The 26,172-nt window shown below is 64.2% G+C and carries 26 protein-coding genes and 1 riboswitch; of the genes, 3 read left to right on the forward strand and 23 right to left on the reverse strand.

The genetic code is table 11. The features are described from left to right. Positions 1-22: 22 nt before the first annotated feature. The 22 genes from KC8_RS03740 to KC8_RS03845 all read right to left on the reverse strand — a co-directional run bounded on the left by KC8_RS03740 (position 23) and on the right by KC8_RS03845 (position 23,399). Entirely contained in the window at positions 23-631 is a 609-nt protein-coding gene (locus tag KC8_RS03740; RefSeq protein ID WP_010127338.1) for a cation transporter, read from the reverse strand. Further along, on the reverse strand, positions 621-1,118 hold the full coding sequence (locus KC8_RS03745; protein ID WP_010127337.1) for an SRPBCC family protein: 498 nt from the start codon (positions 1,116-1,118) through the stop codon (positions 621-623). The genes KC8_RS03740 and KC8_RS03745 overlap by 11 nt, the downstream gene beginning before the upstream one ends. Before the next feature lie 154 nt (positions 1,119-1,272). Then, the gene (locus KC8_RS03750; RefSeq protein WP_037496917.1) at positions 1,273-4,518 is read right to left on the reverse strand and encodes an efflux RND transporter permease subunit; all 3,246 of its coding nucleotides are present in this window, start codon (positions 4,516-4,518) and stop codon (positions 1,273-1,275) included. A 2-nt stretch (positions 4,519-4,520) separates the two neighbouring features. Beyond that, a complete protein-coding gene (locus tag KC8_RS03755; RefSeq protein ID WP_010127335.1) occupies positions 4,521-5,672 on the reverse strand; it encodes an efflux RND transporter periplasmic adaptor subunit in 1,152 nt (383 codons plus the stop codon). 2 nt (positions 5,673-5,674) lie between these two features. Further along, positions 5,675-6,937 carry a TolC family protein gene (locus KC8_RS03760; RefSeq protein ID WP_010127334.1) on the reverse strand — a complete coding sequence of 421 codons (1,263 nt, stop codon included), beginning with the start codon at positions 6,935-6,937 and terminating at the stop codon, positions 5,675-5,677. A gap of 76 nt (positions 6,938-7,013) precedes the next feature. Next, positions 7,014-7,457, reverse strand: a complete 444-nt coding sequence (locus KC8_RS03765) for a hypothetical protein (protein WP_223811343.1) — start codon at positions 7,455-7,457, stop codon at positions 7,014-7,016. 218 nt (positions 7,458-7,675) lie between these two features. Next, entirely contained in the window at positions 7,676-8,359 is a 684-nt protein-coding gene (locus tag KC8_RS03770) for a ZIP family metal transporter (protein WP_010127331.1), read from the reverse strand. An 18-nt stretch (positions 8,360-8,377) separates the two neighbouring features. Beyond that, a complete protein-coding gene (locus tag KC8_RS20210) occupies positions 8,378-8,872 on the reverse strand; it encodes a hypothetical protein (RefSeq protein WP_232455614.1) in 495 nt (164 codons plus the stop codon). After that, complete coding sequence (locus KC8_RS03780) at positions 8,869-10,200, reverse strand: TolC family outer membrane protein (protein WP_232455615.1); 1,332 nt, start codon at positions 10,198-10,200, stop codon at positions 8,869-8,871. The genes KC8_RS20210 and KC8_RS03780 overlap by 4 nt, the downstream gene beginning before the upstream one ends. Positions 10,201-10,271: 71 nt before the next feature. Further along, a complete protein-coding gene (locus KC8_RS03785; RefSeq protein WP_010127328.1) occupies positions 10,272-11,021 on the reverse strand; it encodes an HAD-IIB family hydrolase in 750 nt (249 codons plus the stop codon). A gap of 81 nt (positions 11,022-11,102) precedes the next feature. Then, positions 11,103-11,486: a hypothetical protein gene (locus KC8_RS03790; protein ID WP_232455616.1), complete on the reverse strand. Its 384-nt coding sequence runs from the start codon at positions 11,484-11,486 to the stop codon at positions 11,103-11,105. A 113-nt stretch (positions 11,487-11,599) separates the two neighbouring features. Further along, complete coding sequence (locus KC8_RS03795; protein WP_010127326.1) at positions 11,600-12,055, reverse strand: MgtC/SapB family protein; 456 nt, start codon at positions 12,053-12,055, stop codon at positions 11,600-11,602. A 55-nt stretch (positions 12,056-12,110) separates the two neighbouring features. Further along, complete coding sequence (locus tag KC8_RS03800; protein WP_010127324.1) at positions 12,111-14,639, reverse strand: heavy metal translocating P-type ATPase; 2,529 nt, start codon at positions 14,637-14,639, stop codon at positions 12,111-12,113. Positions 14,640-14,642: 3 nt separating this feature from the next. Beyond that, on the reverse strand, positions 14,643-15,098 hold the full coding sequence (locus tag KC8_RS03805; protein ID WP_010127323.1) for a hypothetical protein: 456 nt from the start codon (positions 15,096-15,098) through the stop codon (positions 14,643-14,645). 124 nt (positions 15,099-15,222) lie between these two features. Continuing rightward, the gene (locus tag KC8_RS03810; protein ID WP_083831304.1) at positions 15,223-15,510 is read right to left on the reverse strand and encodes a TFIIB-type zinc ribbon-containing protein; all 288 of its coding nucleotides are present in this window, start codon (positions 15,508-15,510) and stop codon (positions 15,223-15,225) included. 72 nt (positions 15,511-15,582) lie between these two features. After that, entirely contained in the window at positions 15,583-16,044 is a 462-nt protein-coding gene (locus KC8_RS03815) for an SRPBCC family protein (RefSeq protein WP_010127321.1), read from the reverse strand. A 117-nt stretch (positions 16,045-16,161) separates the two neighbouring features. Continuing rightward, complete coding sequence (locus KC8_RS03820) at positions 16,162-16,509, reverse strand: DUF190 domain-containing protein (protein ID WP_037496913.1); 348 nt, start codon at positions 16,507-16,509, stop codon at positions 16,162-16,164. Beyond that, on the reverse strand, positions 16,509-19,763 hold the full coding sequence (locus tag KC8_RS03825) for an efflux RND transporter permease subunit (RefSeq protein WP_029624790.1): 3,255 nt from the start codon (positions 19,761-19,763) through the stop codon (positions 16,509-16,511). The genes KC8_RS03820 and KC8_RS03825 overlap by 1 nt, the downstream gene beginning before the upstream one ends. Positions 19,764-19,766: 3 nt before the next feature. After that, positions 19,767-20,927: an efflux RND transporter periplasmic adaptor subunit gene (locus tag KC8_RS03830; RefSeq protein WP_010127318.1), complete on the reverse strand. Its 1,161-nt coding sequence runs from the start codon at positions 20,925-20,927 to the stop codon at positions 19,767-19,769. 97 nt (positions 20,928-21,024) lie between these two features. After that, entirely contained in the window at positions 21,025-22,293 is a 1,269-nt protein-coding gene (locus KC8_RS03835) for a TolC family protein (protein WP_010127317.1), read from the reverse strand. A 57-nt stretch (positions 22,294-22,350) separates the two neighbouring features. Further along, positions 22,351-22,752, reverse strand: a complete 402-nt coding sequence (locus tag KC8_RS03840; protein ID WP_223811346.1) for a hypothetical protein — start codon at positions 22,750-22,752, stop codon at positions 22,351-22,353. Next, positions 22,749-23,399 (reverse strand): cation transporter, encoded by a 651-nt coding sequence (locus KC8_RS03845; RefSeq protein ID WP_010127314.1) that lies wholly within the window; start codon positions 23,397-23,399, stop codon positions 22,749-22,751. The genes KC8_RS03840 and KC8_RS03845 overlap by 4 nt, the downstream gene beginning before the upstream one ends. A gap of 67 nt (positions 23,400-23,466) precedes the next feature. Here KC8_RS03845 and KC8_RS03850 point away from each other — a divergent pair, with 67 nt between their 5' ends. Continuing rightward, on the forward strand, positions 23,467-23,910 hold the full coding sequence (locus KC8_RS03850; protein WP_010127313.1) for a MerR family transcriptional regulator: 444 nt from the start codon (positions 23,467-23,469) through the stop codon (positions 23,908-23,910). Here the strand turns inward: KC8_RS03850 and KC8_RS03855 are convergent. Further along, positions 23,903-24,493 (reverse strand): hypothetical protein, encoded by a 591-nt coding sequence (locus KC8_RS03855; protein WP_010127312.1) that lies wholly within the window; start codon positions 24,491-24,493, stop codon positions 23,903-23,905. The two genes, KC8_RS03850 and KC8_RS03855, sit on opposite strands and share 8 nt — an antisense overlap. A gap of 271 nt (positions 24,494-24,764) precedes the next feature. Next, positions 24,765-24,946: riboswitch (yybP-ykoY riboswitch) on the forward strand. A 10-nt stretch (positions 24,947-24,956) separates the two neighbouring features. On the opposite strand from KC8_RS03855, the gene KC8_RS03860 reads away from it, so the two are divergent. Together KC8_RS03860 and KC8_RS03865 are read left to right on the forward strand one after the other, a co-directional pair. After that, the gene (locus tag KC8_RS03860; RefSeq protein WP_010127311.1) at positions 24,957-25,526 is read left to right on the forward strand and encodes a TMEM165/GDT1 family protein; all 570 of its coding nucleotides are present in this window, start codon (positions 24,957-24,959) and stop codon (positions 25,524-25,526) included. Positions 25,527-25,565: 39 nt separating this feature from the next. Beyond that, positions 25,566-26,135, forward strand: a complete 570-nt coding sequence (locus KC8_RS03865) for a cytochrome b (RefSeq protein WP_010127310.1) — start codon at positions 25,566-25,568, stop codon at positions 26,133-26,135. Positions 26,136-26,172: the final 37 nt, after the last annotated feature.

Below are 26,172 nucleotides of genomic sequence, written 5' to 3' on the forward strand. Positions count from 1 at the left end.
GGAGGACGCAGCGCCGGGTCTTTCATGGTTCAACCCTTGCTTGCTGAGCGGCCTCGCGTCGGGCGTCCCTGAGAATTTCGACGCCGCCCTTGATCGCGATGAACCCCGTCAAAACCCCGACGATCAGGTCGGGCCAGTTGGTGCCGAGCCACAGCACCAGCGCGCCGGCGACGAGGATGCCCCCGTTCGATATGAAATCATTGAAGCTGAACGTGGTCGCCGCGCGAAGCGCCACATCGGGCTGCTCCAGTCGCTGGAGCAGGCGGAGGCACACATAGTTCACGACCGCTGCCACCGCGGACATCAGCATCATTGCAGACCCGATGGGCTCGCTGCCATAGACATAGCGGCGGCCGACATCGATCAGGATGCCGACCGCGAAGATGAGCAACATCGCGCCCGACACCGTGGCGGCGCGGGTTTTCCAGACAGCGCCGCGGCCGATCGCGATCAGGCTGAGAAGATAGACCGCCGCATCGGACAGATTGTCGACGCCGTTCGCTATCAGCGCGCTGGAATCGCCCGCAAGCCCTGTCGCGAAGAAGGCAAGGGAAATCCCGAGATTGAGGATCAGGACGATCCACAATGTGCGATGCTTCGCGCCGCCGTCGACGCTGCATTCATCTACCATTGTCAGTCCTCCTGGCTTTCCGCGCGCGGCGGCGATGGCGGTTCAGTCCGGCGTCACCACCACGCGATTCCTTTTTGAGGTAGCTTAGAAGGGCCAGATCCTGAGAGCGCAGGGTGCCCCCGAACGTCCGGCTGAACAGCTTGCCCACCAACTTGCCGGCGAAGCTTTCGAACGCGATTTCGTGCCGGATCTGCGTTCCCGTTCCGACCGCTTCGAGTTCGTAGCTCTCCCGGAATACAACGCCGCCGCCGATGCCGACGCTCCATGCGATGAGGTGGGGCTTATCGAAGACCGTGATTGTTGCTTCCGCGCGTATGCGATAGCCGCGTCTGAACAGCGCATAGGACAGGTCGATTGTCCGGCCAGCGGCGGCAGCTTCTTCGAAGCGATAGCTCGGATGCCAGTATTCGTATGCCTCCAGATCGGCGAGATGCGTCCAGACTCTCACCGGAGCCATGCTTAGAACGAATGTTGTTTCTTCCTTCATTGCTAACGCGAGCCTCTATTCGAAGGCGCGACCGCATCCGGCATTACCCTGTTCAGGACTCTACCTTCACCAGCCTCCTTCATCCGACCGACTGCCTTCGGCTGTCGGTTGATGGCCGCGCGCGGCCTGATCGAACTGCGCGCGGCCACATTCGTCACGCGGGCTCACCTGCCGGCCCCGCATGATGTCCTTCATCCGTCCGCTGCGCACCGATCTCGTCTCGCTCATCGTCGAGACGGCGGCCGTAGCGTGCGTAGAGTGTAGGCAGCAGGAACAGGGTGAGCAGCGTGGCGGAGATGAGACCGCCGATCACCACTGTCGCGAGCGGCTTTTGGACCTCGGCTCCTGAGCCGGTCGCGAGCGCCATCGGCACGAAGCCGAGGCTGGCGACCAACGCGGTCATGACGACCGGACGCAGACGCATCATGGCGCCTTCGTAAGCCGCCTTCGCCCGCCCCATCCCGTCGTCCATCAGCGCCTGGATCGACGTCACCATGACGAGGCCATTGAGAACCGCGATCCCGGACAAGGCGATAAAGCCTACCGCCGCCGAGATCGAGAACGGCATCCCGCGCAGGAACAGCGCCAGCACCCCCCCGACCAGCGCCAAGGGAACGCCCGTGAACACGATCGCGGCATCGCGAACGCTTCCCAGCGCGCCGTAGAGCAGCAGCAGGATGAGAATGAAGCAAGCAGGAACCACGAGCATCAGCCGCTCGCTCGCGGACTGTAAATTCTCGAACTGGCCGCCCCAATCGAGATATTGCCCGCTCGGAAGCCGCACCTGGCTGTCGATCGCAGCCTCGGCATCGGCAACGACGCCGGCAACATCGCGGCCACGCACATTGGCCTGCACGACGACACGCCGCTTGCCGTTCTCGCGGCTGATCTGGTTCGGACCATCCGTGACGCCAATGTCCGCGACGCTTTGCAAAGGCACGAACCCGCCATTCGGCAGCGGCACCGGCACCTGTCCCAGCGTCTGAAGATTGGCGCGCGCCACGTCCGACAAACGGATCGTCACGGCAAATCGCCGGTCGCCCTCAAAGATCATCCCGGCATCGCGGCCACCGATGGCGGCGGACACGGTATCCTGAACGGTCTGCGCGGTGATGCCAAGGCGCGACATGATGTCCCGGCGCGGGCGGATGTCGAGCATCGGCAAGCCCTGGGTCTGCTCGACGCGAACGTCGGCAGCACCTTCGGTCTGGCGCAGGATCGCCGCGATCTGGTTGGCAGTGGCGTTCATGTCGTCGAAATCGTCGCCGAACACCTTGATCGCGATGTCGCCGCGCACGCCCGCGATCAGCTCGTTGAAACGCATCTGGATCGGTTGGCTGATTTCGAAAGCGCCCCCCGGAACGCCCTCCAGCACCTTTTCGACCTTTGCCACCAGTTCGGCTTTGGAGAGGCCGCTGTCTGGCCATTCGTCCTTGGGCTTCATGATGATGAAGGTGTCGGAGATGTTGGGGGGCATCGGATCGGCCGCCAATTCGGCCGTGCCGGTCTTGGAGAAGACGAACCGCACTTCGGGAAGCTTGGCGATCTCCCGCTCGATCCGCGATTGCATGGCCTGGCTCTGGTCAACCGACGTTCCGGGAACGCGCAGAACTTGCGCGGTCAGATCGCCCTCGTCGAGCTGGGGCAAGAACTCCTGCCCCAGGAACGAGAAGGTCAGGATTGTGGCAAGGAATGCGCCGACGCCGACCCCAATGGTGAGCGTCGGACGCTTCATCGCCCGATCAAGGCCCGGCTCATATTTGCGCTTGAGCCAGGACATGATCCGGCCTTCCTTCTCCTCCACCGGCTTCGAGAGCCAGATGGCGAGCATCGCCGGCACGAAGGTCAGCGACAGCACGAAGGCGCAGACGAGCGCGATGATGACGGTCAGCGCCATCGGCGTGAATGTCTTGCCTTCGACTCCACTCAGGGTCAGCAGCGGGACATAGACGAGGATGATAATCGCCTGACCGAAGACCGATGGCCGGATCATTTCACGCGCGGCGCGCGCGACCGAATTAAGCCGTTCCTCGACCGTCAGAGTGCGCCCAAGATGATGCTGGCGTTCGGCGATGCGCCTGAGCGCATTTTCGACGATGATGACCGCGCCGTCGACGATCAGACCGAAATCGAGCGCGCCAAGGCTCATCAGGTTCGCCGACACGCCGCCGCGCAGCATCCCGAAGCTGGTCATCAGCATGGTGATGGGGATCACCAGCGCCGCGATCAGCGCAGCACGGAAATTGCCGAGCAGCAAGAACAGCACGACGATGACGAGAAGCGCCCCTTCGGTCAGATTCTTCGCCACTGTCTTGATCGTGGAGTTCACCAGCGCCGTGCGATTGAGCACGGGTTGGACAACCACATCGGTCGGCATCGAGGCATTGATCTCGTCGAGCCGGTCCGCGACCGCCGAGGCAACCGTCCGGCTGTTCTCGCCAATCCGCATGATCGCGGTGCCAACCACCACTTCCTTGCCGTTTTCCGACGCGGAGCCATAGCGGATGGCTTGGCCAAGGCGGACTTGCGCCACCTGATCGAGCCGGATCGGCGTTCCCTCGCGCGTGGCGATGACGGTGCCGCCCAACTCTCCGATATTGCGAATGCGCGCGTCCGACCGAACGGCGAGCCCTTCGCCACCACGATCGACCACGCCCGCGCCGACACCGACATTGTTCTGTTCCAGCGCCTGCGCCAGATCCGTGAGGTTCATGCCAATCGCGGCGAGGCGCTGCATATCGGGAATGACTTGGAATTGCTTCACATAGCCGCCGATAGAATCGACGCCTGCCAGGCCCGGCGTGTTCCTGAGCAGCGGGGCGACGATCCAGTCCTGCGTCGTGCGCAGATAGGTCGCCTTGTCGGCTTCGCTGACAAGCCGGTCGCCTTCAGGCGTGATGTAGCTGCCATCCGGCTGAAGCCCCGGTTGACCGGGCTTATGTTCGTCCCCCTTGCGATGTTCGAGGTGGATGGTCCACATATAGACCTCGCCAAGACCCGTCGCGATCGGCCCCATGGTTGGGGTCGCTCCTTCGGGCAGGCTTTCTTCCGCGACGCGCAACCGTTCGGCGACCTGCTGGCGCGCGAAATAGATGTCGGTCGATTCGGTGAAGACCGCCGTGACCTGCGCGAAGCCGTTGCGGCTCAGCGACCGCGTATATTCGAGGCCCGGAACCCCGGCGAGCGCATTTTCGATCGGGAAGGCGATCTGCTTTTCGACCAGCTCGGGCGAGAGCGCAGGCGCAGTGATGTTCACCTGCACCTGATTGTTGGTGATGTCGGGAACGGCGTCGATCGGCAGGCGCGCGATCGCCCAGCCTCCGATCACCATGGCGATGAGCGTCATGAGCAGCACGAACCAGCGCCGCTCGACAGACAATGTTACAATGCGGTCAATCATGATCAGTGCCCGTGCTCCGCTTCGCCTTTTCCAAGTTCGGCCTTGAGGGTGAAGCTGTTCGGCCCGGCAAGCTGTTCATTGCCCTGGAGGCCCGACGTCACGACCACATTGTCGCCGCTGGGATTTCCGAGCGTGACGGGCACCGCCTTGAAACCATGATCGGTGCGGACGAAGACCGTCGGCCGTCCCTCGACCGTCTGGATCGCGCTTTGCGGAACCAGCACCGATGCAGCCCCGCCACCCGGCAACTGGATCGAAGCCGTTACCGGCTCGCCCACGCGCCACTGACCCGAACGGTTGTCGATGATGGCGATTACGGTCGCGAGGCGCGTGGTCTCGTTGAGAATGGGCGAGACGAAATCGACCCGCGCCACGGTCTTGCGATCGCCTGCGACGATCTCGATCTCGGAACCGGGCCGCACCTTGCCGGCATCCGCTGGCGAGAGCGCCAGCGTCACGGCGACCCGTGAAAGGTTCGCCACGCGAAACAGCTCGGCATCGGCCGCAACGGTCTGCCCGAGCGTTACGCTGCGCGCCACGACCTGCCCCGACAACGGGGATGCGACGGCGATCCGGTTAAGCGTTCCGCCGCCACCTCCGGCGGCAGCGACCTGCTGTTGGGCGAGACGCAGGGCAATGCGCGCTTCAGTCGCTGCCGTGCGCGCGGCGATCAGATCCTGTTCGGGCGAAACCCGTTCATTGAACAGCCTTTGCTCGCGGCGCAGATTGGTTTCGGCGAGCGACAGTCGCGCCCGCGCCGCTTCGATCTCCGCATTGAGCGAAGCCGCTTCGCGGCTTTCGATGATGGCCAATGTCTGACCGCGCCCTACCGATTGACCGAGATTGCGGGTCAGCGAGACAACGCGACCCCCGATCGCGGCCGAGACGACCTGCATTCCTTGCGGATCACCTTCGATCGTCGCGGGCAATGTCAACGCACCGCCACCGCTGCGAATGGCGCGCACCAGTTCGATCCCCGCGGTCTTGATCTGTTGCGGGCTAAGGTCGATTTCGCCTTCTTCGTCGGCATGTCCGGCCTTCTCGCCTGATTCCGCTTTCTTCGCTTCTTCCGGCGCTGGATCGCCGCCGGAGCATCCCGCCATCAGCAACGCGGCAAGTGTCAGCGGCAGCGCCGCCTTGATGGATCTTTTCATGATCAATTCCCCTGAAGGTCGGGCGCGCGAACGGTCAGCCGTTCAAGCTGCGCCAGTGCGCTATGATAGTTCAGCAGCGCGTCGATCGCGGCGCGCCGGGTTTCGGACAGCGTGCGTTCCGCATCGAGCAGTTCGAGCTGCCCGAATTTGCCCTCACGATAACCGATGCGGGCGATCCGGGCCGCTTCCTCCGACGCCCGCAAGGCTGGACCGCTCGCGGTCGCGGCAGTCGTCGCCGCATTCGCAGCATCGGCCTGCGCACGTGCGATGGCCTGGTCGACTTCCAGCGCCGTGACACGGCGCTGTGCATCCGCGCGCACGCGTTCCGAGGACGCCTGCGCGAGCGCGGCCCGGCCATTGTTGAACAGGGGCAAGGGAATCGACAGGCTGAACAGCGCCGCCGTATCGCCGGTCTCGCGAATGTAACGCGCGCCCGCGCCCACCGTCAGATCGGGAACCCGCTGTGCCCGAGCAAGCCGCACCCCGGCATCGGCGACCGCCAGATCGGCATCAGCCGCCGCCATGGCGAGCGTGCCGGCGCTCTCGATATCCTGCATGGGACCATAAGCGGATTGCACGCGGGCAAACCACCCGGCATCCAGATTCCCGACGGTCGGCGCGCCGATGATGCGCGACAGCGAATAGCGGGCGACCTCGACAAGCCGCTGGGTCCGCTCGACTTCGGCATCGGCGTTGATCCGGGCGACGTCGGCCCGTTGCACTTCAATGGGGGACGCACGCCCCGCCTGCACGCGGACCTCAGCGGCGCGCAGCCCTTCCGCCGCGATCCGGGCCTGATCGCGCGCCGTCAACAGGCGCTGCTCGGCCGCGGCCGCCTCGGCGTAAGCCTGGATGACCGAGAGCCGCAAATCGGCCTGGGTGATCGCCGCCTGAATGAGGGTCCGCTTGGAACGGGCGTCGGCAACCCCGATCCGGGCCGAGCGCTTGCCGCCCAGCTCGATCGGCAAGGCAAAGGTTGTCGTTGCCTCCAGATTCTCGGTGCCACGATAAATGCCGCTGCCTGCCACATTCTCGGCTTCCACCGTGATGCCGGGATTCGGTCGCAGGCCCGCGACGGTGCGCGCAGCCTGAGCCGTGCGAATATCGGCTTCGGCCGCGTCGAGCGACGGCGCGGTCGCACCGGCCATCGACAATGCCTGGTCGAGACTAAGAGTTGCGCCCGCCTCCACGGGCGGCGCGGTCTGCGCCTGCGCGATCGTGGCGCAGGACGCCGCAGCCAATGCGGCTGCGATCAAACGATGCATGATAAGGAATCCTGAACTGAGACGTGTAGAATCCGCCGCCCCGAAAATTCAGGGCGCGGACATCGTTACCGCTCAGTCAGGCTATGGGAGGGCGCAATCCGGGTCCGGTGTCGCGTGGCAAGAGTGCCGCGACCTGCAAAAAGGGATAAGCCCGCTGGGGACGCATGACCATCTCATCCGCAGGGGCACTTCCGAGCATCATGGAAGACGCATTATGGCAACCATGATGCTCGAACGCCGCCTTGTCCGAATCACCGGGCGACGGCTTGCTGCTTTCCTCGGGTTCAGCGCGAACCGTTCCGGAGCATTCGAGCGTCACGACGCCGGGGAGTTCGCGCGCGTGCACGATCGTCGTTGTGACGAGCGACGCCATCATCAGGCAAATGATGAGGAACCCCTTGCGGATCATGGCTAGCCCGATAATCGAGATGAGCCGCTGTGTCACGGGTAAATCGGCAATCTGCGCGATAAATGGAACAACCCCATTTATTTGCGCTCCAACGGCCAGTATCTCGGACAAGCAGCGCAGCGTTACTGTCGCGGAATGGTATGAATATCGGTATCGGTTATGTAATAACCTATCGTGATGCTTCGCGATACTTCGAGAAACCGGACGGCCGAATATTGGATTATCTCAGCAGAAAGCCGCCGCCTCGCTACCCTCAAAGCGATCTCGCCGACGCGGGGCCGCTAGCCATGCTGTTTTGCCCGATGAGCTATTTTCTCCATTGGCCGCGCTCACATAAGCTCCTCGATGATGAGCAGTCCGAGGAAGCCCGCGAAGAACATGCCGCTGATGAGCGGGCTGTCGGGTCTTTCGTGTGCGTCGACCAGCAACTCCTCCGTCACGAGATAGAGCAAGGCCATCAGACCAAAGCTCAGGAAAGCGACGATCATCGGTTGCGGCAGCACCGCCACCGGCGTCGCGAGGACCGCCCCGACTGGCAGAAGCATTCCAATCGCCGCTACAATCGCGACTACCTTCCAGGCCGCGACCACCTTCTCGCGCAGGTCGCTCGTGACGGTCACGCCGAGGAACATGACCTCCAGCGTGAGCGCGATCGTCAGCAGCAGGCCCGCTTTTGCACCGGCGAGGAACGCGAGGCCCAGCACCAGGCCGTCGACAAGGATGTCGATGGCGACGGCTCCCACCATCGCCAGCGAGCCCGTAGCTCTTTCCTCCAGCGCTTTCAGCAGCAGCATGGCCCCGACGCCGATCGCGCCGCCGATAAGCGTTGCGACCGGAGCGGCATCATGCTTGATCTGCGGGAGGATTTCGGTCGCGGCCGCCGCGAACACCACGCCGGCGGCAAGGTGCTGCATGGCGCTGACAAAGCTCGCGCCCGGTTTGCGCAGCAGCGACAGGAGCGCCCCGGCGATGACGGCCACCACCGGGATGATCGTATAGGCGAGCGCTGGCATCAAAACCCCCTACAGCCTTCAGGCCCGCGTGCATTTACGTGATGGCTTTCCCGGTTCACGAACATCGATGTCCTTGCCGGACACGGTGAGGGTCATGTCATTTCCGGCATAGGCGCTGTCGGGAGCGGGAGCGGTCAGCCGCGCTGACGGGCCGGAAGATCCCCGCCTTACATTGATCGACCGTTCGTCCTTGAGAAAATCCACGTAAATGACGTCGCCGCCGACGCACCGATAGGTATGGCTCGCAATGATCGGTGGCGGCATCGCAACGGGCGGCGCCTCATTCTGGTTCGTGCTGGATGTATCGGCTGTATCGGTGCCGGAGCATCCGGCAAGCAACGCGGCGCACGACAAAGCCAGTAGAACAAGGCTTCGCCTCAGCGCGACACGGCGCGGAAAGTCGGCATCCTTGGAGGGGTATGTCACGGCAATCTCCTTTCGACTGTAGGTGCATACGAGCGTGGGCGCGCCGATCCGACATGGGGCAGACGCCCGGTGCCGGATGGCGATCATCTGAAACCAGGTTCGAACAGTGTGCCGCCGAAGAGATTGAGGTCGCGCGCTTCGGCCCGCCCCATCGCGGCCAACAGTGTGAATCCGGCAACATACGCGTCGCGCTCGGCGGTGACGAGCTGCACACGGCTGTTGAGCAGTTCCTGTTCTGCGTTGAGCACGTCGAGGACATTGCGTGTGCCGACGCTGTTTTCCGCCCGGACCCCCTCCAGGGCGAGCGTGTTGGCCGCGATTGCAGTCTTGGAGGATTGGATCACCGTCTGCGCGGCCAGATAGCGCGAATAGGCGGCACGCGCTTCGGCAACGACGCGCCGTTCGATGAAGATGATTTGCTCGATCGCCTGGCTTTCGAGCGCGGTCGCCCGCCGCACTTGGGCGGCGGGCAGGCCGCCTTGATAGAGCGGGATCGTCGCTGAAAGCCCGATGGTCGCCGTGGTTTGAGCCTGCTGGAACACACGTCCGGGAATATTGCCGGCGAGCGTGCCCAAATAATTGTTGTAGCCGCTGCTTCCCACAACCGAGAGCGTTGGCAGGCGCGAGGCGGCCGCGACGCGGACGTCGTAGCGCGCCGCCCTGGCATCGGCCTTGGCCGCGACAAGCTGGGGATTGTTCTCAACGGCGATGGCGACAGCATCGGCAGGTGATTGCGGGAGACCCGGCAGCGCGGGCGGTGGTTCCAGATCGCGCGCGGGCAAGCCGACGAAACGGAGATAATTTTCCAGGCTGGTATCGAGTTGCGCGAGTGCCGTTTCGAGCTGGCCTTGGGCCACGGCAAGGCGTGCTTCGGATTGCGCGACATCGGTGCGGGTCAGATCCCCGACCTCGAAGCGGTCCCGCGTGGCCTGAAGGTTGGTTTCGAGGACCGCGACATTGCGGCGGTTGAAGCCTACGATCGTTTCATCGCGCATCACGTCCATGTAAACAGAGACGATGGCCGTGAAGAGATCGGCTTCGGTGAAGCGCAGGTTTGCACGACCCGATTCCACGCGCGCATCGGCCGCGCGGATCGCGTTCTTGACGCGGCCGCCCTGATAGAGCGGAAGCGACAGGTTGGCGTTCGCGCTCGCGGCCCGCAAGGGCGCGGAGAAACTGTTGGCCGAGCGCACGACAAATTCCTGATAGTCGGCGGTCGCGCTCAATGCCGGACGCCCTGCCGCCTTGGCGATCGGCACACCTTCATCCGTGGCACGCAAACCAGCCCGCGCTCCGGTCAGGCTGGGATTGGTGCGATAGGCATAAATCAACGCTTCACGCAGAGTTTCACCCTGCGCGGGGCTTGCCGCGACAAGTGGTAGGGCAATCCAGACCAATCTTGGGAATGAGTTCATGGCGTATCTCCATTGTTCCGAAAGGCAAGCAATCGCGATGCCTTGGGCACGGCGAGCAACGGCAGCGAGGCTCAGCGCTTCAGACATGCAATGATCGCTGACATGACGGCTGCGGTCTCATCGACATCGCGCACCTTCACCACGTCCACGCCGGTTTGCGCGGCGGGATAGTCGTTGCCGCCCGGATAGATGGCATCGCCGAGGAACAGCATTCCCGCCAGCGGCACGCCGCTTTCCTCGCTCAGCCGCTTCAGGCCGTAGCCTTTGTCCACACCTTCGCGCGTCACATCGATCGACGTAGTGCCGCCGAGATTGACCGACAGGCCCGGCAGCGCCGCGCGAAGCGTCTCTTGAAGGGCGGTGCGCTTGGCGCGGTTCGGGTCCCAGCCCTTCTTTGCTCGCAATGGTGCGTTCTGGCCCAGGCCAGAAAAGGTAATCTGGCTTCCCCGATCCTCGATCCGCTCTCCCCAAGTCCGTTCGCTGGCGAGCCCCGCCGCCGACAGCGCGCGGTCAAAGGCTGCACGGATCTTCACCTTCTCCGCCTCATCGAACAGATCCGCAAAGACCGCGCGCCACTCACCGTTGATGAAGCGGTAAAGCTTGGTGCCGGTGGTCGGCATCAGCCATAATCGCTCGCGCGCGGCGTCAGCCGGCAATCGCGAGGCGATCTGCTTATAGAATTGCGGCCAATCGCCCCCGGAGATCACCGCGACGTCTGCCAGCGCGAGCAGACGGGCGAGCAACGCCGCCATTTCGGCCGACAATGGGCGCTTGCTCTCGGCAAGGGTGCCGTCGAGATCGAAGACGATCAGCCACTTCATGTCGCATCGCCTATGGAGGCGCCATCGGCAAGCAGGGGATGGGGTATCGCTGACATCAGACCTTCCATCGGAACAGACCCTTCATCGCAGCCATTGGACGGCGGCGACGAAGATCAGGATGATTGCTGTGACCCCCGCCAGGACCAGCCTTTCCGCCCGCGGATCGCCGACATTCCTTATGCGCGCGGCAACCTGCCAGGCGGGCCGCAGCCGAATGCACCAGGACCCCGCGACGATCCGGTCCAGCTCGGCATCCGACAGACCGAAAAATGCCTTCACATCATCGCGCGCACGGCTCTTCAGACCCATGACGCGCAGGATTGGATCTTCCCATGCGACATCGATCGCGCTCGGGCTTGGGGAGAGCGGCCCGCGCTTGTCCCCACCGGCCCATGATGGGGAAAGAAGCCCGATAATCTGGTGGGGGTCGCGGTTCAGCAGTGTGGCCCAGCGGTCGAGCCGCACATGCCGGCTCTCCTTGTCCACTTGGGGATCGGCCAAAGGCTGATCGGCCCGAGCGCGATCGACCAGAACCCGCAAGCGCCGCTTCAAGCGGGCATCGGAGGACCAGATATGCTTCACCGGCTGTCCGATGCGTCGATGTCGTCATGGGTGGCGCGCTTGAGCGGACGCGAGCAGCGCAGCGTCAGGAAGGTGGTCAGGCTGAGCACCAGTGCAATGTCGTAAAGGCCGTAACCTACCGCCGCGCCCAGCGCGCCCGTCGCCCACAGGCTGGCGGCAGTCGCCGTGCCCGACGCTTTCCCGCCATGCTTCAAGATCGCGCCGCCACCGATGAAGCCGACGCCGGTAATCAAGCCCTCCAGCAGGCGCGCTTGTGCCGGCGAGGTGCGGCCGAGGATCGCGATGCCGACGAGCACGAAGCCGCAACTCGCGATCGCGACCAGCGGAAAGGTTCGGATGCCGGCGCTCCGTTCGTCCTTCTCGCGATCCCAGCCTACCGGCAGCGCGAGGGTATAGGCGATCGCCAGGCTGAAGATATGCGTGAGGGCTTCGGACCACGGTGGAATCGTCATAGGGAAGACCCCATCCAGGTCGGGAGGGTGTCGCGAGCTTCAGCCCTGGGTCTGTTCATCGCCGACCCTCCGCATCGCGATAGGCCAGCAGCCGGAGGGCATTGAACACCACGAGCAGCGTCGATCCTTCATGCACCGCCACCGCCGGGCCGATACCGAGCCCGAGGATCGTGGCCGGGACGAGCAAGGCGACGACGCCGAGGCTGACGAACACATTCTGCCGGATCACCGAGCGGGTGGTGCGGCTGAGGCCCACCGCAAAAGGCAGGTGCGACAGATCGTCGGCCATCAGCGCGACATCGGCCGTTTCCAGCGCGACGTCCGAACCCGCCGCGCCCATCGCGATCCCGACCGTGGCGCTCGCCATCGCCGGCGCGTCGTTCACGCCATCGCCGACCATCGCGACCCTGGTTTCGGCGCGGAGCTTCTTGATCGCCGCAACCTTATCTTCGGGCATGAGATCACCCCATGCCTCGTCGATGCCGACCTCCTTGGCGATCGCCTCGGCGACCCGTTGATGATCGCCCGAGATCATGATCATGCGTTCGATCCCGATCCGACGCAGCCGATCGATCGCATCCTTCGCGGCCCGGCGCGGCGTGTCCATGAGACCGATTGCGCCGAGATCCTGTTGATCGCGCCGGACCACCATGCTGGTCTGGCCTGCCACTCTCAGGGTTTCGATCGCGTCCTTCATCCCCTGCGACAGCGGCGGGATGCCGTCAGCGCCGAACATCTCGGCCTTGCCGATGAGGATTTCGTCCTCGCCGACAAGGGCCGAGACGCCGCGACCCGTCAGGCTCTTCAGGCTTTCGGCCTGCGGGATGGAACGGTCTCCAACATGATCCCGGCCGTCGCGCGCGATCGCTTGCGCCAGCGGATGATCGCTCAAGGATTCGACCGCGACGGCAATCGCCATAAGCTCCTGCTTGTCCACGCCAGGCGCGGGAATAATCTGCTGGATGCGCGGCTCGCCCTTGGTCAGCGTGCCCGTCTTGTCGAAAGCGATGGCGTTGAGTGAGCCAAGCAGTTCGAGTGGGGCACCGCCCTTAACGAGCACCCCGCCCCGCGCCGCTCGGGCCACGCCCGACAGGACCGCGCTGGGAGTGGCGATGGCCAGCGCGCAAGGGCTCGCCGCCACAAGGACCGCCATCGAACGGTAGAAGCTGTCGCGAAACGGCTCGTCGACCACCACCCAGGCGAACAGCAGGACGAAAGCAAGGCCGAGCACGATCGGCACGAAATATCGTTCGAACCTGTCGGTGAAACGCTGCGTCGGCGACTTCTGCGTCTCCGCCTCGCTTACCAGCTTGATGACCTTCGCCAGCGTGCTTTCGCTGGACAGGCGCGTCACTTCGATCTCGACAAGTCCGCTGCCATTGATCGTGCCGGCAAAGACCCGGCTCGCGGCATCGACCCGATCGGGATTGGCCCGCGCGGCCGCATCGTCCATCACCGGCCGCTTGTCGACCGGCATACTCTCGCCCGTCACCGGCGCCTGGTTGATCGCGGTGATACCCTTGATGATGAAACCGTCGGCCGCGACCCGCTCATCGGGCTTGACCACCACGATTTCGCCGACCTTGAGGTCTTCGACCGCCGCCTCGCGCGTGCTCCCGTCCACGTCCCGGACCGTCGCGGTGCGGGGCGCGAGTTCGGCCAGCGCCTCGATCGCCCGCTTGGCCCGGCCCATGGCATAATGCTCCAGCGCGTGACCCAAGCTGAACAGGAACAGCAGCAGCGCGCCTTCCGCGAACGCGCCCAGCGCCGCCGCGCCGGCGGCCGCGACCAGCATGAGCGTGTCGATCTCGAACTTGCGCAGCCTGAGATTGTCGATCGCTTCGCGCAGGGTGAAGAAGCCGCCGAAGAAATAGGCCGCGATATAGAATGCCGTCGGCACCCAACCCGGCGCCCCCGCGACCAGCTTTTCAATGGCGTAGCCGATCCCGAGCAGCGCACCGCACGCCAGCGCGAAGATCAGCTCCGTATTGGCGCCGAAGATGCCGCTATGCGTGTGTTCGTGGTCATGGTCTTGCTTTTCACCGGCGCCGTGGGCATGGGCGTGGGCCTTGCCAACCGCCGCGTCATTATCGTTGCCGGGACGGGGCTCAACGGCCTGTTCGATGCCCAGCGTGGAGGTCCGGAGCCGCACACCCATCGCGGTCAAGCGATCCTTGAGGGCATCTTCGTCCGTCCGCGTGCGATCGAACTCGACCCGGACCACGCCCGCCATATTGGCCTCAGCCTCAAGCACGCCGTCAATGGCCCGGAGCTGCTCGGTGACGGTTCGTGCGCGGCGCTGGTGCGTTATGCCTTCGACGTCCCAGCCAATATGGCCGAAGCGCTCGGCGAGATCGGCTCCCGCCGCATTCGCCAGCTCGCGAATGCGCTGGAGAGATACAAGGTCGGGCTCGAAATGGATGCACAGCTTGGCCGGTTCGCTTCCAAACGACTTGACCGCATGGATCTCGTCGACGCCCTCGCGGCTTTCGAGCGAACCGATCAGGCGCGTCACGCAGGCATCCGCGACATCGGTGACATCTGGCAGCAAAAGCGGAATATCGAGCCGGAGCTTCTGGATCATCGCTCATCCTTTCTGGAATGGGTTGGTGGCCTTTTCGCCGCCCGACGGGCGCGGATCAGGGGACGCATGAGGATGCTGGCTTCCCGTGCGGTTCGCCCGCCGACAGGTGACGGCCTTCTCATCGGTGCGGATCACGGTCATCCTCGCACCGTCCGAAAGCGCAACATTGACGTTCTCGCCGACGAACGGAACGCCGCTGGCGGGCGCGGTCAGCCGTTCCGGCGCGCCATTCGGCAGCGTCCTGAGATCGATCGTCAAGCCGTCTTCGAGGAAATCGACTTCGACATTCGAGCCGTCGGAACAGGTGTAGAGGTGACTGCCGATCGGTGACCGGGCGAACGCGTCCTTCTGTCCCGACCTGTCGCCGCTATCCGGTTCGGACGAACAACCTGACAAGCCCGTCGCTCCCACCAGCGCGAGCGCGCCCAGGACGAGACGGAGACAAAATGCGCCGCTCATCCTGCGCGTCCTGCCGATCGTTCTCCCGTTTCGGAATCGTTCGCCATGGGTGTAGGGGCACCCATGGCGCGGGCCGTTCTCGCACGAGGGGGGGCTGATCCCGTGGGCGGCCGATCCTTGCAGCTCAATCGAAGAGATCCCGCAGAAAGCTTCTGCGACCATGCCGTCCGCGTGAGCCATGGCCATGCCCGCGTTCGTCGCCGTAGTAGCGATCGTCGCGAGTGCCGGAAGGCGATCCGCCGGGGGCTCCGGCAAGGCTACGCTCGATGATCTTGTCGAGTTCGCCGCGATCGAGCCACACGCCCCGGCATTGTGGGCAGTAATCGATTTCGATGCCTTGCCTGTCGCTCATCACGAGATCGACACGACAAACGGGACAGGAAAGTCCTTGATGGGCTGGATTATCGACCATGATATGCTCCTGCTTTTGAAAGGAAATTGTGGGCATCGCTGTGGTGGAGGGCGGACGCCGTCGCGCCTTCGGCTACAACCCGCGCTTTGCTTGGGAGTATCGCGCGATCGTCGTCGCGCGCTTGAGGTGCGCCGCGAGCGACCTGTCGGTCAGCATGAGGACGTTGCGCAGCCCGCGCCGGAACAGCGGCCAGAGAAGGAAGGACAGGAAGCCGGTGCAGCACATGCCATGCACCAGATGGGTGCCTTGCAATTCCTTGGAGACGATGAAGCTCTCCTCGATTTCGAGCAGCCAGCGAACCCCGACGCGCCAGGCGATGATGTGATGGCGGTCGAGCTTCGAGATTTCGGTTTCCACCGAGAATTGGTCCGCACCGCGCCTGCGATAGGTGTAGGTCATCTTGCGGGGTTGGTCGGGATCGCGCTTGAGGATGATGAACGGGTGCCAGTCCCGATAGCGATCGACGTCCGCGAGCAGCCGCCAGACCCGCGCCAGAGGGACAGCCAGATGGAGGGAGTGGTCGACGGTGAACATGGGAGAATCCCTTGTGGCCGGCACCTGCCCGGCTGCGCGCCCGCAGGCGACGACGGAAGCGAAGGGCGATGGACGGGCGCGCCGAGCGCCCCCGTCCTGCCGTATTGATCGAGAGCGTCACGCTTGCTCTCCGCGATCGACCTTCATCGCCTTCCCGCCGATGATCTCGACGGCTTCGAGCGTTATAAGGCCGATGTCGGGAAGGTCGTCGAGCAAGGCGACGAACGCCCGCAATTCGTCCTCGAAATCGACGATCTCAATGACCAGCGCACGATCGTTTTCGAGGACAAGGCGGCGATGGACCTGCGCCGAACTGCCGAAGCCGAGCAGCGCTTCCAGCACGGTGACGCCCGCCATTTGCCGGTCATGGGCCAGCGAGGCGATATATTCGAACACCTTGCGGTCGCCGATATAGGCTGACTCATCGGTGTAGATCCGGAGCAGTTTTCGCGCATTCTTCTTCATCATCCCTCTCCTTCGGCGGCGATCGGCTCGCCGCCGGGTGGCGGCGTCCGCTTACTTTTCCATTGGACCTTCACACCGAGGACCAACTTGGCGATTGCAGGAAGCACCAGCAGGGTCAGGATCGTCGCCGCGATCAGGCCGCCGATCACGGTCGTAGCAAGCGGCTTCTGGACCTCGGCGCCGGTGCCATGGGCGAGCGCCATCGGTACGAACCCGATCGCCGGCACGAACCCGGTCATCACGACCGCGCGCATCTTCTCGGCCATGCCTTCGCGGATCGCCTCGGTGAGCGGTCGGCCCGCCTCGATCCGCTCGCGGATCGCGGACATGACCACCAGACCGTTGAGCACCGCCACGCCGGCGAGGCAGATAAAGCCTACGGCCGCCGACACCGAAAAGGCGATGCCGGTCAGCGCCAGCGTGAACACGCCGCCAGCAAGGCCCAATGGGACAGCGAGGAACACGGCAACCGCCCGTCCCAAGCTGCCCAGTGCCATGTAGAGCAGTCCGAAGATCGCGAGGAAGCATAGCGGCACGACGATCGACAGGCGTTGCGAGGCGGCCTGGAGGCTTTGGAACTGCCCGCCCCATTCCAGATAGTAGCCCGCAGGCAATTTGACCTGCGCGACCTTGGCTTGCGCCTCGGCAACGAACGATCCGGCATCGCGCCCTTGCAAGTTGGCCTGGATGACGACCCGGCGCTTGCCGTTCTCGCGGCTGATCTGGTTCAGCCCTTCGGTGAACCGGATCTGCGCGACCTGCGCGAGCGGGACCGAGCGGCGCGCCTGGCCCTCCTGCTGTGGCAGGAGCACCGGAAGCGCAAGCACGTCATCGAGGTTGACCCGTGTAGCCTCCGGCACGCGCACAGTGATGTCGAAACGCCGATCGCCCTCGAACAGGAGTCCCGATGCGCGCCCGCCCATCGCGGCCGCAACGGTGTCCGCCACTTCCTGCACCGTCAGGCCGTAGCGGGCGATCGCAGCTCGATCGAAGCGGACATCAAGCGTCGGCGCACCGCCGGTCTGGTCCGCCTTTACGCTTGCCGCGCCGGGGATCGACTGGAGGACGCGCACGATCTCGTTGGCGGACGCCGACATCTTGTCGAGATCATCGCCATAGAGCTTGATCGCGACATCGCCGCGCACGCCAGCAATCAGCTCGTTGAAGCGCAACTGAATGGGCTGGCTGACCTCGTAAAGCTGGCCCATACGGCCTCCGGCGGCTTTCTCGATGCGCTCGACGACATCCGCCTTGGACTCGACGCCCTTCGACCATTGATCCTGTGGCTTGAGGATCACGAAACCGTCCGAGACGTTGGGCGGCATCGGGTCGGTCGCGACTTCTGCCGTGCCGGTCTTCGAGAACATCAGCTCGACTTCGGGCAGCTTGGTGACGGCCCGTTCAACGCCGCGCTGCATGGCGAGCGACTGTTCGAGGCTCACCGAGGGCACGCGGGTCGAAGCGAGCGCGAGGTTCTTTTCGTCGAGCTGGGGAATGAACTCGGACCCCAGCAGCCCGAACGCCGGCACTGCCGCAAGGAAGAAGGCGAGCCCCCCTCCGATGAACGGCCACGGCCGCGCGATCGCCTTGTCGAGCAGCGGCAGATAGCGCTCCTTCGACTTGCGGATCAGCCAGACTTCCTTCTCCGCGACCTTGCCGCGAATAAGCAATGCGACCAGAGCAGGAACCAGCGTGATCGCGAGCACGAACGCAGCCAACAGCGCGAGCATGATAGTGATCGCCATCGGCGAGAACGTCTTGCCCTCGACGCCAGTGAACATCAGCAGCGGCGCGAAGGCGAGCAGGATGATCGCCTGACCGAATACGGTCGGTTTGATCATCTCCTGGCTCGCGTGCATCGTTTCTTCGAGCCGTTCGCGCAAGGTGAGCAAGCGGCCTTCATGTTCCTGGCGATGCGCAAGCCGCGCCAGACAGTTCTCGATGATGATGACCGCGCCATCGACAATCAGGCCGAAATCGAGCGCGCCGAGACTCATGAGATTGCCCGGCACCCGAAAGGCGTTCATGCCCATCGCCATCATCAGGAAGGAGAAGGGTATGACGAGCACAGCGATGATCGCCGCGCGCCAGTTGCCGAGCAGCAGGAACAGTGAGGCGGCGACCAGCAAAGCACCTTCGGTCAGGTTCCGTTCAACTGTGCCGACCGTGGCATTGACCAGCTTGGCGCGGTCGAGCACCACTTTCACCTCGACGCCCGGCGGCAAGGTCGATTTCACCTGATCGAGCTTTTCGTTTACCGCCTGCGCCACGACGCGGCTGTTCTCGCCGATCAGCATCAGGGCTGTGCCAACGACCGCTTCCTGACCGTTCATGCTTGCCGCACCCGTGCGCAGGTCGCCCCCGATCCGGACATTGGCGATTTGTCCGATCGTGATCGGAATTCCGCCCCGCGTCGCGGCGACCGCATTGCGGATCTCGTCGACCGAACGAATGCGCGCGTCGGCGCGGACAAGATAGGCTTCCCCGCCCCGGTTGAAATAGTTGGCGCCGACCGCGAGATTGGCGGCTTCGAGCGCTTCGCCCAACTCGGTATAGGAAATGCCGTAGCTCGACAGCTTCACCGGATCGGGCTCGACCACGAAGGTCTTGGCATAACCGCCGATCGAGTCGACACCCGCGACGCCGGGAACCGTGCGAAGTTGAGGCCGAATGATCCAATCCTGCACCGTGCGCAGATAGCCCGCCTTCGCGACCTCATCGGTCAGGCGGTCGCCTTCGGCCGTGAGATAGCTGCCGTCAGGCTGCCACCCCGGTTGCCCCGCGACCTTCTTGGCGTCGCGCCCATCGGGATTCGCATAGCCGACCGTATACATGACGACTTCGCCAAGCCCCGTCGTTACCGGCCCGATTTGCGGCTGCACGCCTTGGGGCAGATTCTCTTGCGCCTGGACAAGCCGCTCGCCGACCTGCTGCCGCGCAAAATAAAGATCGGTCGAATCCGAGAAGATCGCCGTGACCTGGCTGAACCCGTTGCGCGACAGCGAGCGCGTGGTTTCCAGGCCGGGAATACCGGCCAGCGCGGTTTCGATCGGATAGGTGACGAGCTTTTCCATCTCGACCGGCGAGAGGCCGCGGTCGATCGTATTAATCTGGACCTGTTTGTTGGTGATGTCGGGAACCGCATCGATCGGCAGCTTGGTGAGCTGCCATAGGCCAAGGCCCGCGATCGCGAGGAAAATGAAGAGCACCGCCCACCGTGCGCGGACGGACAGCGCCATGAGACTTGCGATCATGGCTTATTCCTCCTCACCCGCGCCCTTGCCGAGTTCGGCCTTGAGCAGGAAAGCGTTGCGGGTGGCGATGGTCGCGCCTGACTGGAGGCCGGAGACGATCTCGACCCTGCCAGCGCTGCGCCGGCCGAGTGTCACGAACCGCGCGCGGAAGCCTTGCTGTGTGCGGACGAAGACCGCATCACGGCCGTCAACACTTTGCACCGCGTCTTCCGGAACGACGATCGCATTCGTCGCCGCGCCCTGGCTCGGCATCAGGCGGACACGCACGCCAAGGCCAGGTTGAAGGATTCCCCCTGGCACCTCGACGAGCGCCGTCGCCGAACGGGTGTCGCCGCTGAGCGTCGGCGTGACCGCGCGAACCCGGCCTTCGACCGTGCGCCCGTCGACGAGTTCGACGATTGCACGATCGCCCGCCGCAAGCCGCGTGACGTCGCCGGGACTGATCGCGGCCTCGACCTGGATCTTGCTCGGATCGGCGACCCGGAACAACTCGGTCTCCGGTTGGACGAAAGCACCGAGGCTGACATTTTCCGACGTGACTCGTCCGGCGATCGGGCTCGCCACGATCACGCCGCGTCCGTCGCTGGTGACGTTCGCCGCACCGGCCGAGACCTGCGCGCGCCGGGCTTCTGCTTCGGCCGCCGCCGCATCCGCTTGCGCCCGTTCGAGGTCGACTCGCGCCGAAACCTTCTGATCAAACAGATAGCGCTCGCGGGCGAGGTTCTTTTGCGCGAGCACCGCCCTTGCCGCTGCCGCGGTGCGGTCGGCGGCGATCTGCGCCGCGTCGCGGCTTTCAACGACCGCCAACGCCTCACCAACACGGACAGGATCACCGAGCCGTTTGAATACCCGCGTCACCGCGCCGCCGGCCCGCGCCGTTACCAGCGCCTCGCCCGCGGGCGACGCTGTAACCTGGCCTTGCACCACAATCTCCGAACCGAGCCCGCCCGCGCGGATGGTCTCGACGGCGATACCGGCCTCGCGGATCGCATTGACCGTCATCGCCAGACTGTCCGGCGGCGTCTTGCTCTCACCGCTTTTCTCGGCGGGAGCGGTCGTCGCCGAAGGGTCGGCAGTGCATCGCGCAACGCTGAAGCCACCGACCGCTGCCAGCAGCACGGCGCCGGCGACGCCGCCAAGGAGTCGCTTGTCCTGTGTTATCATTGATAGTCTCCGAAACGGATGGAGCAGTGGCCCGCGCGGGGCGCGTCCAGCTCTGAGAAGGGAATGCGAGCTAGGCGGGTGCGTGAGGAAAGCGCGCTCATGGCGTTGTCCCCCCGAGATCCGGCGCAGGCGTGGTCAGTCGCGCAAGGCGTGCTTCGGCGTCGTGATAGGCAACGAGCGCATCGACGGCCGCCGCTTTGGTGTCGGCCAGGGTTCGCTCCGCATCGAGCAGATCGAGTTGGCCGAACTTGCCTTGCGCGTAGCCGATCCTCGCGATGCGTGCTGCTTCGGTCGCGGCGGCCAGCGCCGGGCCACCCGCCGAGCGGGCGGCCGCTGCTGCATTGGCAAGTTCTGCCTGCGCGCTGGCGATGGCCTGTTCGGTGTCGAGAATGGTGACACGCCGCCTAGCATCGACAGCCTGTCGTTCGGCTTCGGCCTGACTCACCGCCGCGCGGCCATTGTTGAACAGCGGAAAGGGAATACTCACCCCGAAGATCGCCGCCATGTCGTTGGTCGCGGACAGGCGCCGTGCACCTGCGGTCAGCGTGACATCGGGAATGCGTTGGGCGCGAGCGAGGCGCACCTGCGCGCTCGCGGTTGCAACGTCGGCCTCGGCGGCCGCGAGGATGAGCGTGCCATCGGCCGAGCTTGGCAGCGTCGGCCCGTAAACTCCGACCCGATCGAACCAAACGACATCAAGGGGACCGGCAACCGGCTCGCCAATCAGCCGCACGAGATTTTCCCGCGCAACCGCTGCTTCCCGGGTCGCGCGTTCGAGCGTGACATTGGCGTTGACCCGCTGGACATCGGCTCGCTGCTGCTCAATCGGCGAAGCGGCACCGGCTGCAACCCGCGTGCTTGCCGCGCGAAACCCCGCGTCCGCGAAGCCGGCAAGTTGACGGGCTATCTCAACGCGGCGCTCGCCAGAGGCGGCGGCGATATAGGCTTGGGTTACGCGGTCGCGCAGATCGGCGAGCGTGATCGCCGCTTCGAGGCGAGCGCGAACGCTGCGCGAGTCGGCGACGGCGATGCGCGCTGACCGCTTGCCGCCAAGTTCGATCGGCAAGGCGAGGCCAGTCGTGGTTTCAGCGCTTTGGGTGCCACGATAGACGCCCGAGCCGCCGACATTTTCGACCTGGACCTGGACTTGCGGATTGGGCCGTAGGCCCGCGACCGTGCGCGCCGCACTCGCCGCCCGCACGCTGGCGTCAGCCGCCTCCAGGCTTGGCGATGACGCGCCAGCGGCGATAAGCGCACGTTCGAGCGTGTATGGTGGGGATGAACTAGGCGGCGGGGCGGCGGTTTGCGCCTGCGCGATCGACGCGCAGGACGCCACAGCCAGCAGGGCCGCGACAACGCGGTGCATGAACAATTCTCCTGACAAATTCCGAGGACCGCGAAAGTCGCGGTGAAGGCGGAATCGTCAGGCTATTGGGGGGCGTAGCGCGGGGTCGGTTGGAGAAGCTGGAATGAACTGCAAACCAGCAGGCAGCAGCCGGTCCGTCGCATGATATGCGGTTGTCACACCGTCGCTGGCCACCGCATCGCAAACCTGATGGCCATGGCAACCGCCATGATGGTGGACATAGCCCTTGCCCGCGTCGGAAGGAACCTGATCACTATCACCCGAGACGTGGCCCATGCTCGCCGCAACCTCGCTGTCGACGCAAGCAAGCGGCTCGCCGGCGTGCGCGATCGCGCCGCCTGTCAGGGACAGGCTTACGAAAAACGCAGCAAGGATGAGCAGGACTCGACGCATTATCCGCCATCTATCACAGAGATGGCGATTGCAGAAGCAGATACGATCAATGCGAGCCTGCTTCATCTCGGAACCTCGCGTGCCAGCGCCTTCGCCTGGCGCCATGCCGGAATGGCCTCAGCAAGCACACGCCATGCGGAACGCAAGAAGATAAGCGCGATAATCATGCCGACCGCAACGTCCGGCCAAGCCGAATCCGTCATGGCGACTAGACCCGCGGCAACCAGAACACCGATATTGGAGGCAACGTCGTTGCGGGAGCACTCGAAAGTGCTCGACATATTCACATTCGCCGAGCGGAAGCGCCACAGCAGCGCGAGGCAGGCAAGATTGGCGACCAATGCCATGCCGCCGAACGTCAGCATCAGACTGGACGACGGCGGCACGCCGTTGACGATCTTGTCGGCAATCTCGACGATAACGGCGATACCGAAGACGAGAATGATCCCGCCCTTGGCGATGGCCGCACCCGCCTCCCATCGCGCGCCGCGATGCAGCGCATAGAGGCTCAGCGCATAGACGAACGCATCTCCCAACATATCGACGGAATCCGCCATCAGGGCGGAGGAACGGGCGACGAGACCGCCGCCGAACTCGATCACGAACATCGCCAGATTGATGAGCATGACGACGATCAGCACGCGACGCTGATCCTTCTTGCGCGCCAGCGCCGCGAGGGTGTCCCCCTTCTTCGAGCAGCAGTCGTCAGCCATATCCGAATCCCGAGTCGCGTCGATATGGCGTGGACCTATGCACCCTGAAGTCGCTATAGGGTCAAGCATGAAAATCGGCGATCTGGCCAGGCTGACGAACACCCGCGTCGAAACCATCCGTTTCTACGAGAAGCAGGAATTATTGCCTGCGCCGGGTCGCAACAAAGGGAACTATCGAATCTACGAGCAGGCGCACCTTAATCGGCTGTCGTTCATCCGGCGCTCCCGCGATTTGGGGTTCACACTCGAACAGGTGCGAAAACTCCTGAAGCTTGCCGATGATCGGGCCGCGCCTTGCACTGAGGTCGATAGCATCACCTCCGCAAATATTGCCGAAATCGACCGCAAGCTCGCCGATCTCGGCGCGTTGCGAACCGAACTTGTCCGCAAGCTCGAATGCTGCCGCGGTTCGACAATCGCCGACTGCCGGATCATAGAAGCGCTCGCGCCGGCAATCGAAACCCGGCGCCGTTCACCACCGGATACTGGCGAGCTGTCCGACATCAAGTAACGCTCGCCAGAACGCCGCCGACCAGGGCTCCAAGGGCGAGGAGGAACCCCGCCAGGGTCGGCAGAGCCGTGACCGCAAGGCCGAACGCGCGTCCGCCTGCGCCCTTGCGATAACCCATCAGGAACGTCACCCGCCCGATGGCGAAGAGTAGCACTTGGCCGGCGACGAGGGGAACGGTCCAAGCGCCCGCCAGCAGCAGCACGGCAATCGGGACGACCACGGCCATCAGCGTCTGCTCGATCGTGTTCTGAAGGAAGGCGACAAAGATGGCGATGCTGGGGGTCGGCGACGCGAAAGCACTGCCGCGAATATCGTCGAGCGAATGCCGCCGCCCGCGCGACACCATCGAAAAGCCGACCAGGACCCAGAACATGGTGAGCAGCGCCGAGCCTGACCAGAATGTGGCGAGGCTGGCGATGTCGCCGCCGGGCAAGCGGAAAAGCGTCGGAACGAGCCACCAGGCGACCGCCAGCACCAGCACGCAGAAGACCAGCCCCGCCATGCTGTTGCGAAGGATCACGCGTTGCTCCTGCTTGAGGTCGGTGGGCGCGCCGGGCGATGTGGGATGCAGACCTTCAACCATCGGACGTCTTCCTCCATCGGGCGGATCAGAAGCAAAGCACGGCTGTAAACGAAACTGGCGCCGCTAACGTCGCATTTCCTGTTTCGCTCGTTCCAGGCGATGCTTGGTGAATCGTCTGATCGACGGCCGGCGTCTACGAAATTCCACACCCAGTTGGCTTACGCAGAACTATAAAAGGTGACTTAACCTGACGCGAAAACATCGGCGCTCGGTATCTAAGCTACCGCGGGAGCACATTACCCTTGCCCTGATAGGGCCGGGAAGCTAATCAACTTCCGTCATCTGGGGAGTAGCCAACCGCTCGAACAAGCGGACCCCTGCGTCAACATACTCGGTCGAGAGGCCGTGGTGCAGGAGGAACGGGCCACCGTTCGGGCGAGACCAATGACATTGCATCTCCGTTCGGCTGGGCGGGATTTGCGATGTCGTTTGTCTTGTCTGTTGCCCGGCCCGGAGACTGTGCTTGGAAGCCCTGCTAACCTCCACCGCCGTCGTTGCGCTCGCAGAGATCGGTGACAAGACGCAGCTGCTGGCCATCGTCCTGGCGACACGGTTCAAGCGACCAGTGCCGATCATCTTCGGCATCTTGGGGGCGACGCTCGTCAATCACGCGCTTGCGGCACTGGTCGGCGAACAGGCTGCCTCCTTCCTCGACGGGCAATGGTTCCGCTACCTGATTGCCGTGTCGTTCATCCTGATGGCTGGTTGGACGCTCATTCCCGACAAATTCGAGGAAGGCGAGCAGAAGCCTGCCCGGTTCGGCGCTTTCCTGACGACATTGATCGCGTTCTTTCTCGTCGAGATGGGCGACAAGACCCAGCTCGCCACCGTCGCCCTCGGTGCCCGCTTTCACAGTGTGCTCTGGGTCACATTGGGAACGACCCTCGGCATGATGCTCGCCAACGTGCCCGCCGTGTTCCTCGGCAATGAACTGATCAAGCGCGTGCCGCTCAAGATCGTCAGGCTGGTCGCGGCCTTGCTCTTCCTCGCGATCGGCTTGTGGCTGCTCGCACAAACCGCCGGCTGGCTCTGATCCGTACCAGGCTCGCCATCATTCGACCGGGAGGTTCCGATGCAAGAATCCAGATTCCGCTATTCCACGGTTTCGATCATCGTCCATTGGACGATCTTCGTGCTCATCCTCGCCAACGCGACGTTCGGGGGCTGGATGGAGGACGCACCGCCATCCGAGAAGCTCGGCTATTACCAGCTTCACAAGTCCGTGGGCATCACCGTGCTGCTTTTGAGCCTGTTCCGGCTGGGGTGGCGAATCGCGCATCCCTGGCCCCCTTTCCCGGAAGGCATGAAGCTGTGGGAACGCCTCTTCGCCCGCGGCACTCATATTCTCTTCTATGTGCTGATGATCGGGGCGCCGCTGTTGGGATGGGCAGCAGCATCGGCAGGCGGCGCACCGGAAGTCCCGCTTTACGGAGCCGTGCCTGCGCCCAACCTGCCTTTGCCGCAGGGCGAGCAATTGTCCGATGCGTTCGGCGACTGGCACAAAGTCATGGTCAAGGCGATCTATGTCGTCCTTGCCCTGCATGTGCTGGGGGCGCTCAAGCATCATTTCATCGACCGCGACCTCGTGTTGCATCGCATGTTGCCGCTCGTCGGGCGCGGCAGGGTGAAGAATGACCATTAACGTCCGTGATCCCGACGCGGCGCCCGGGATGCAACGG

The organism is Sphingomonas sp. KC8 (assembly GCF_002151445.1).
Classification (GTDB): Bacteria; Pseudomonadota; Alphaproteobacteria; order Sphingomonadales; family Sphingomonadaceae; genus Sphingomonas_E.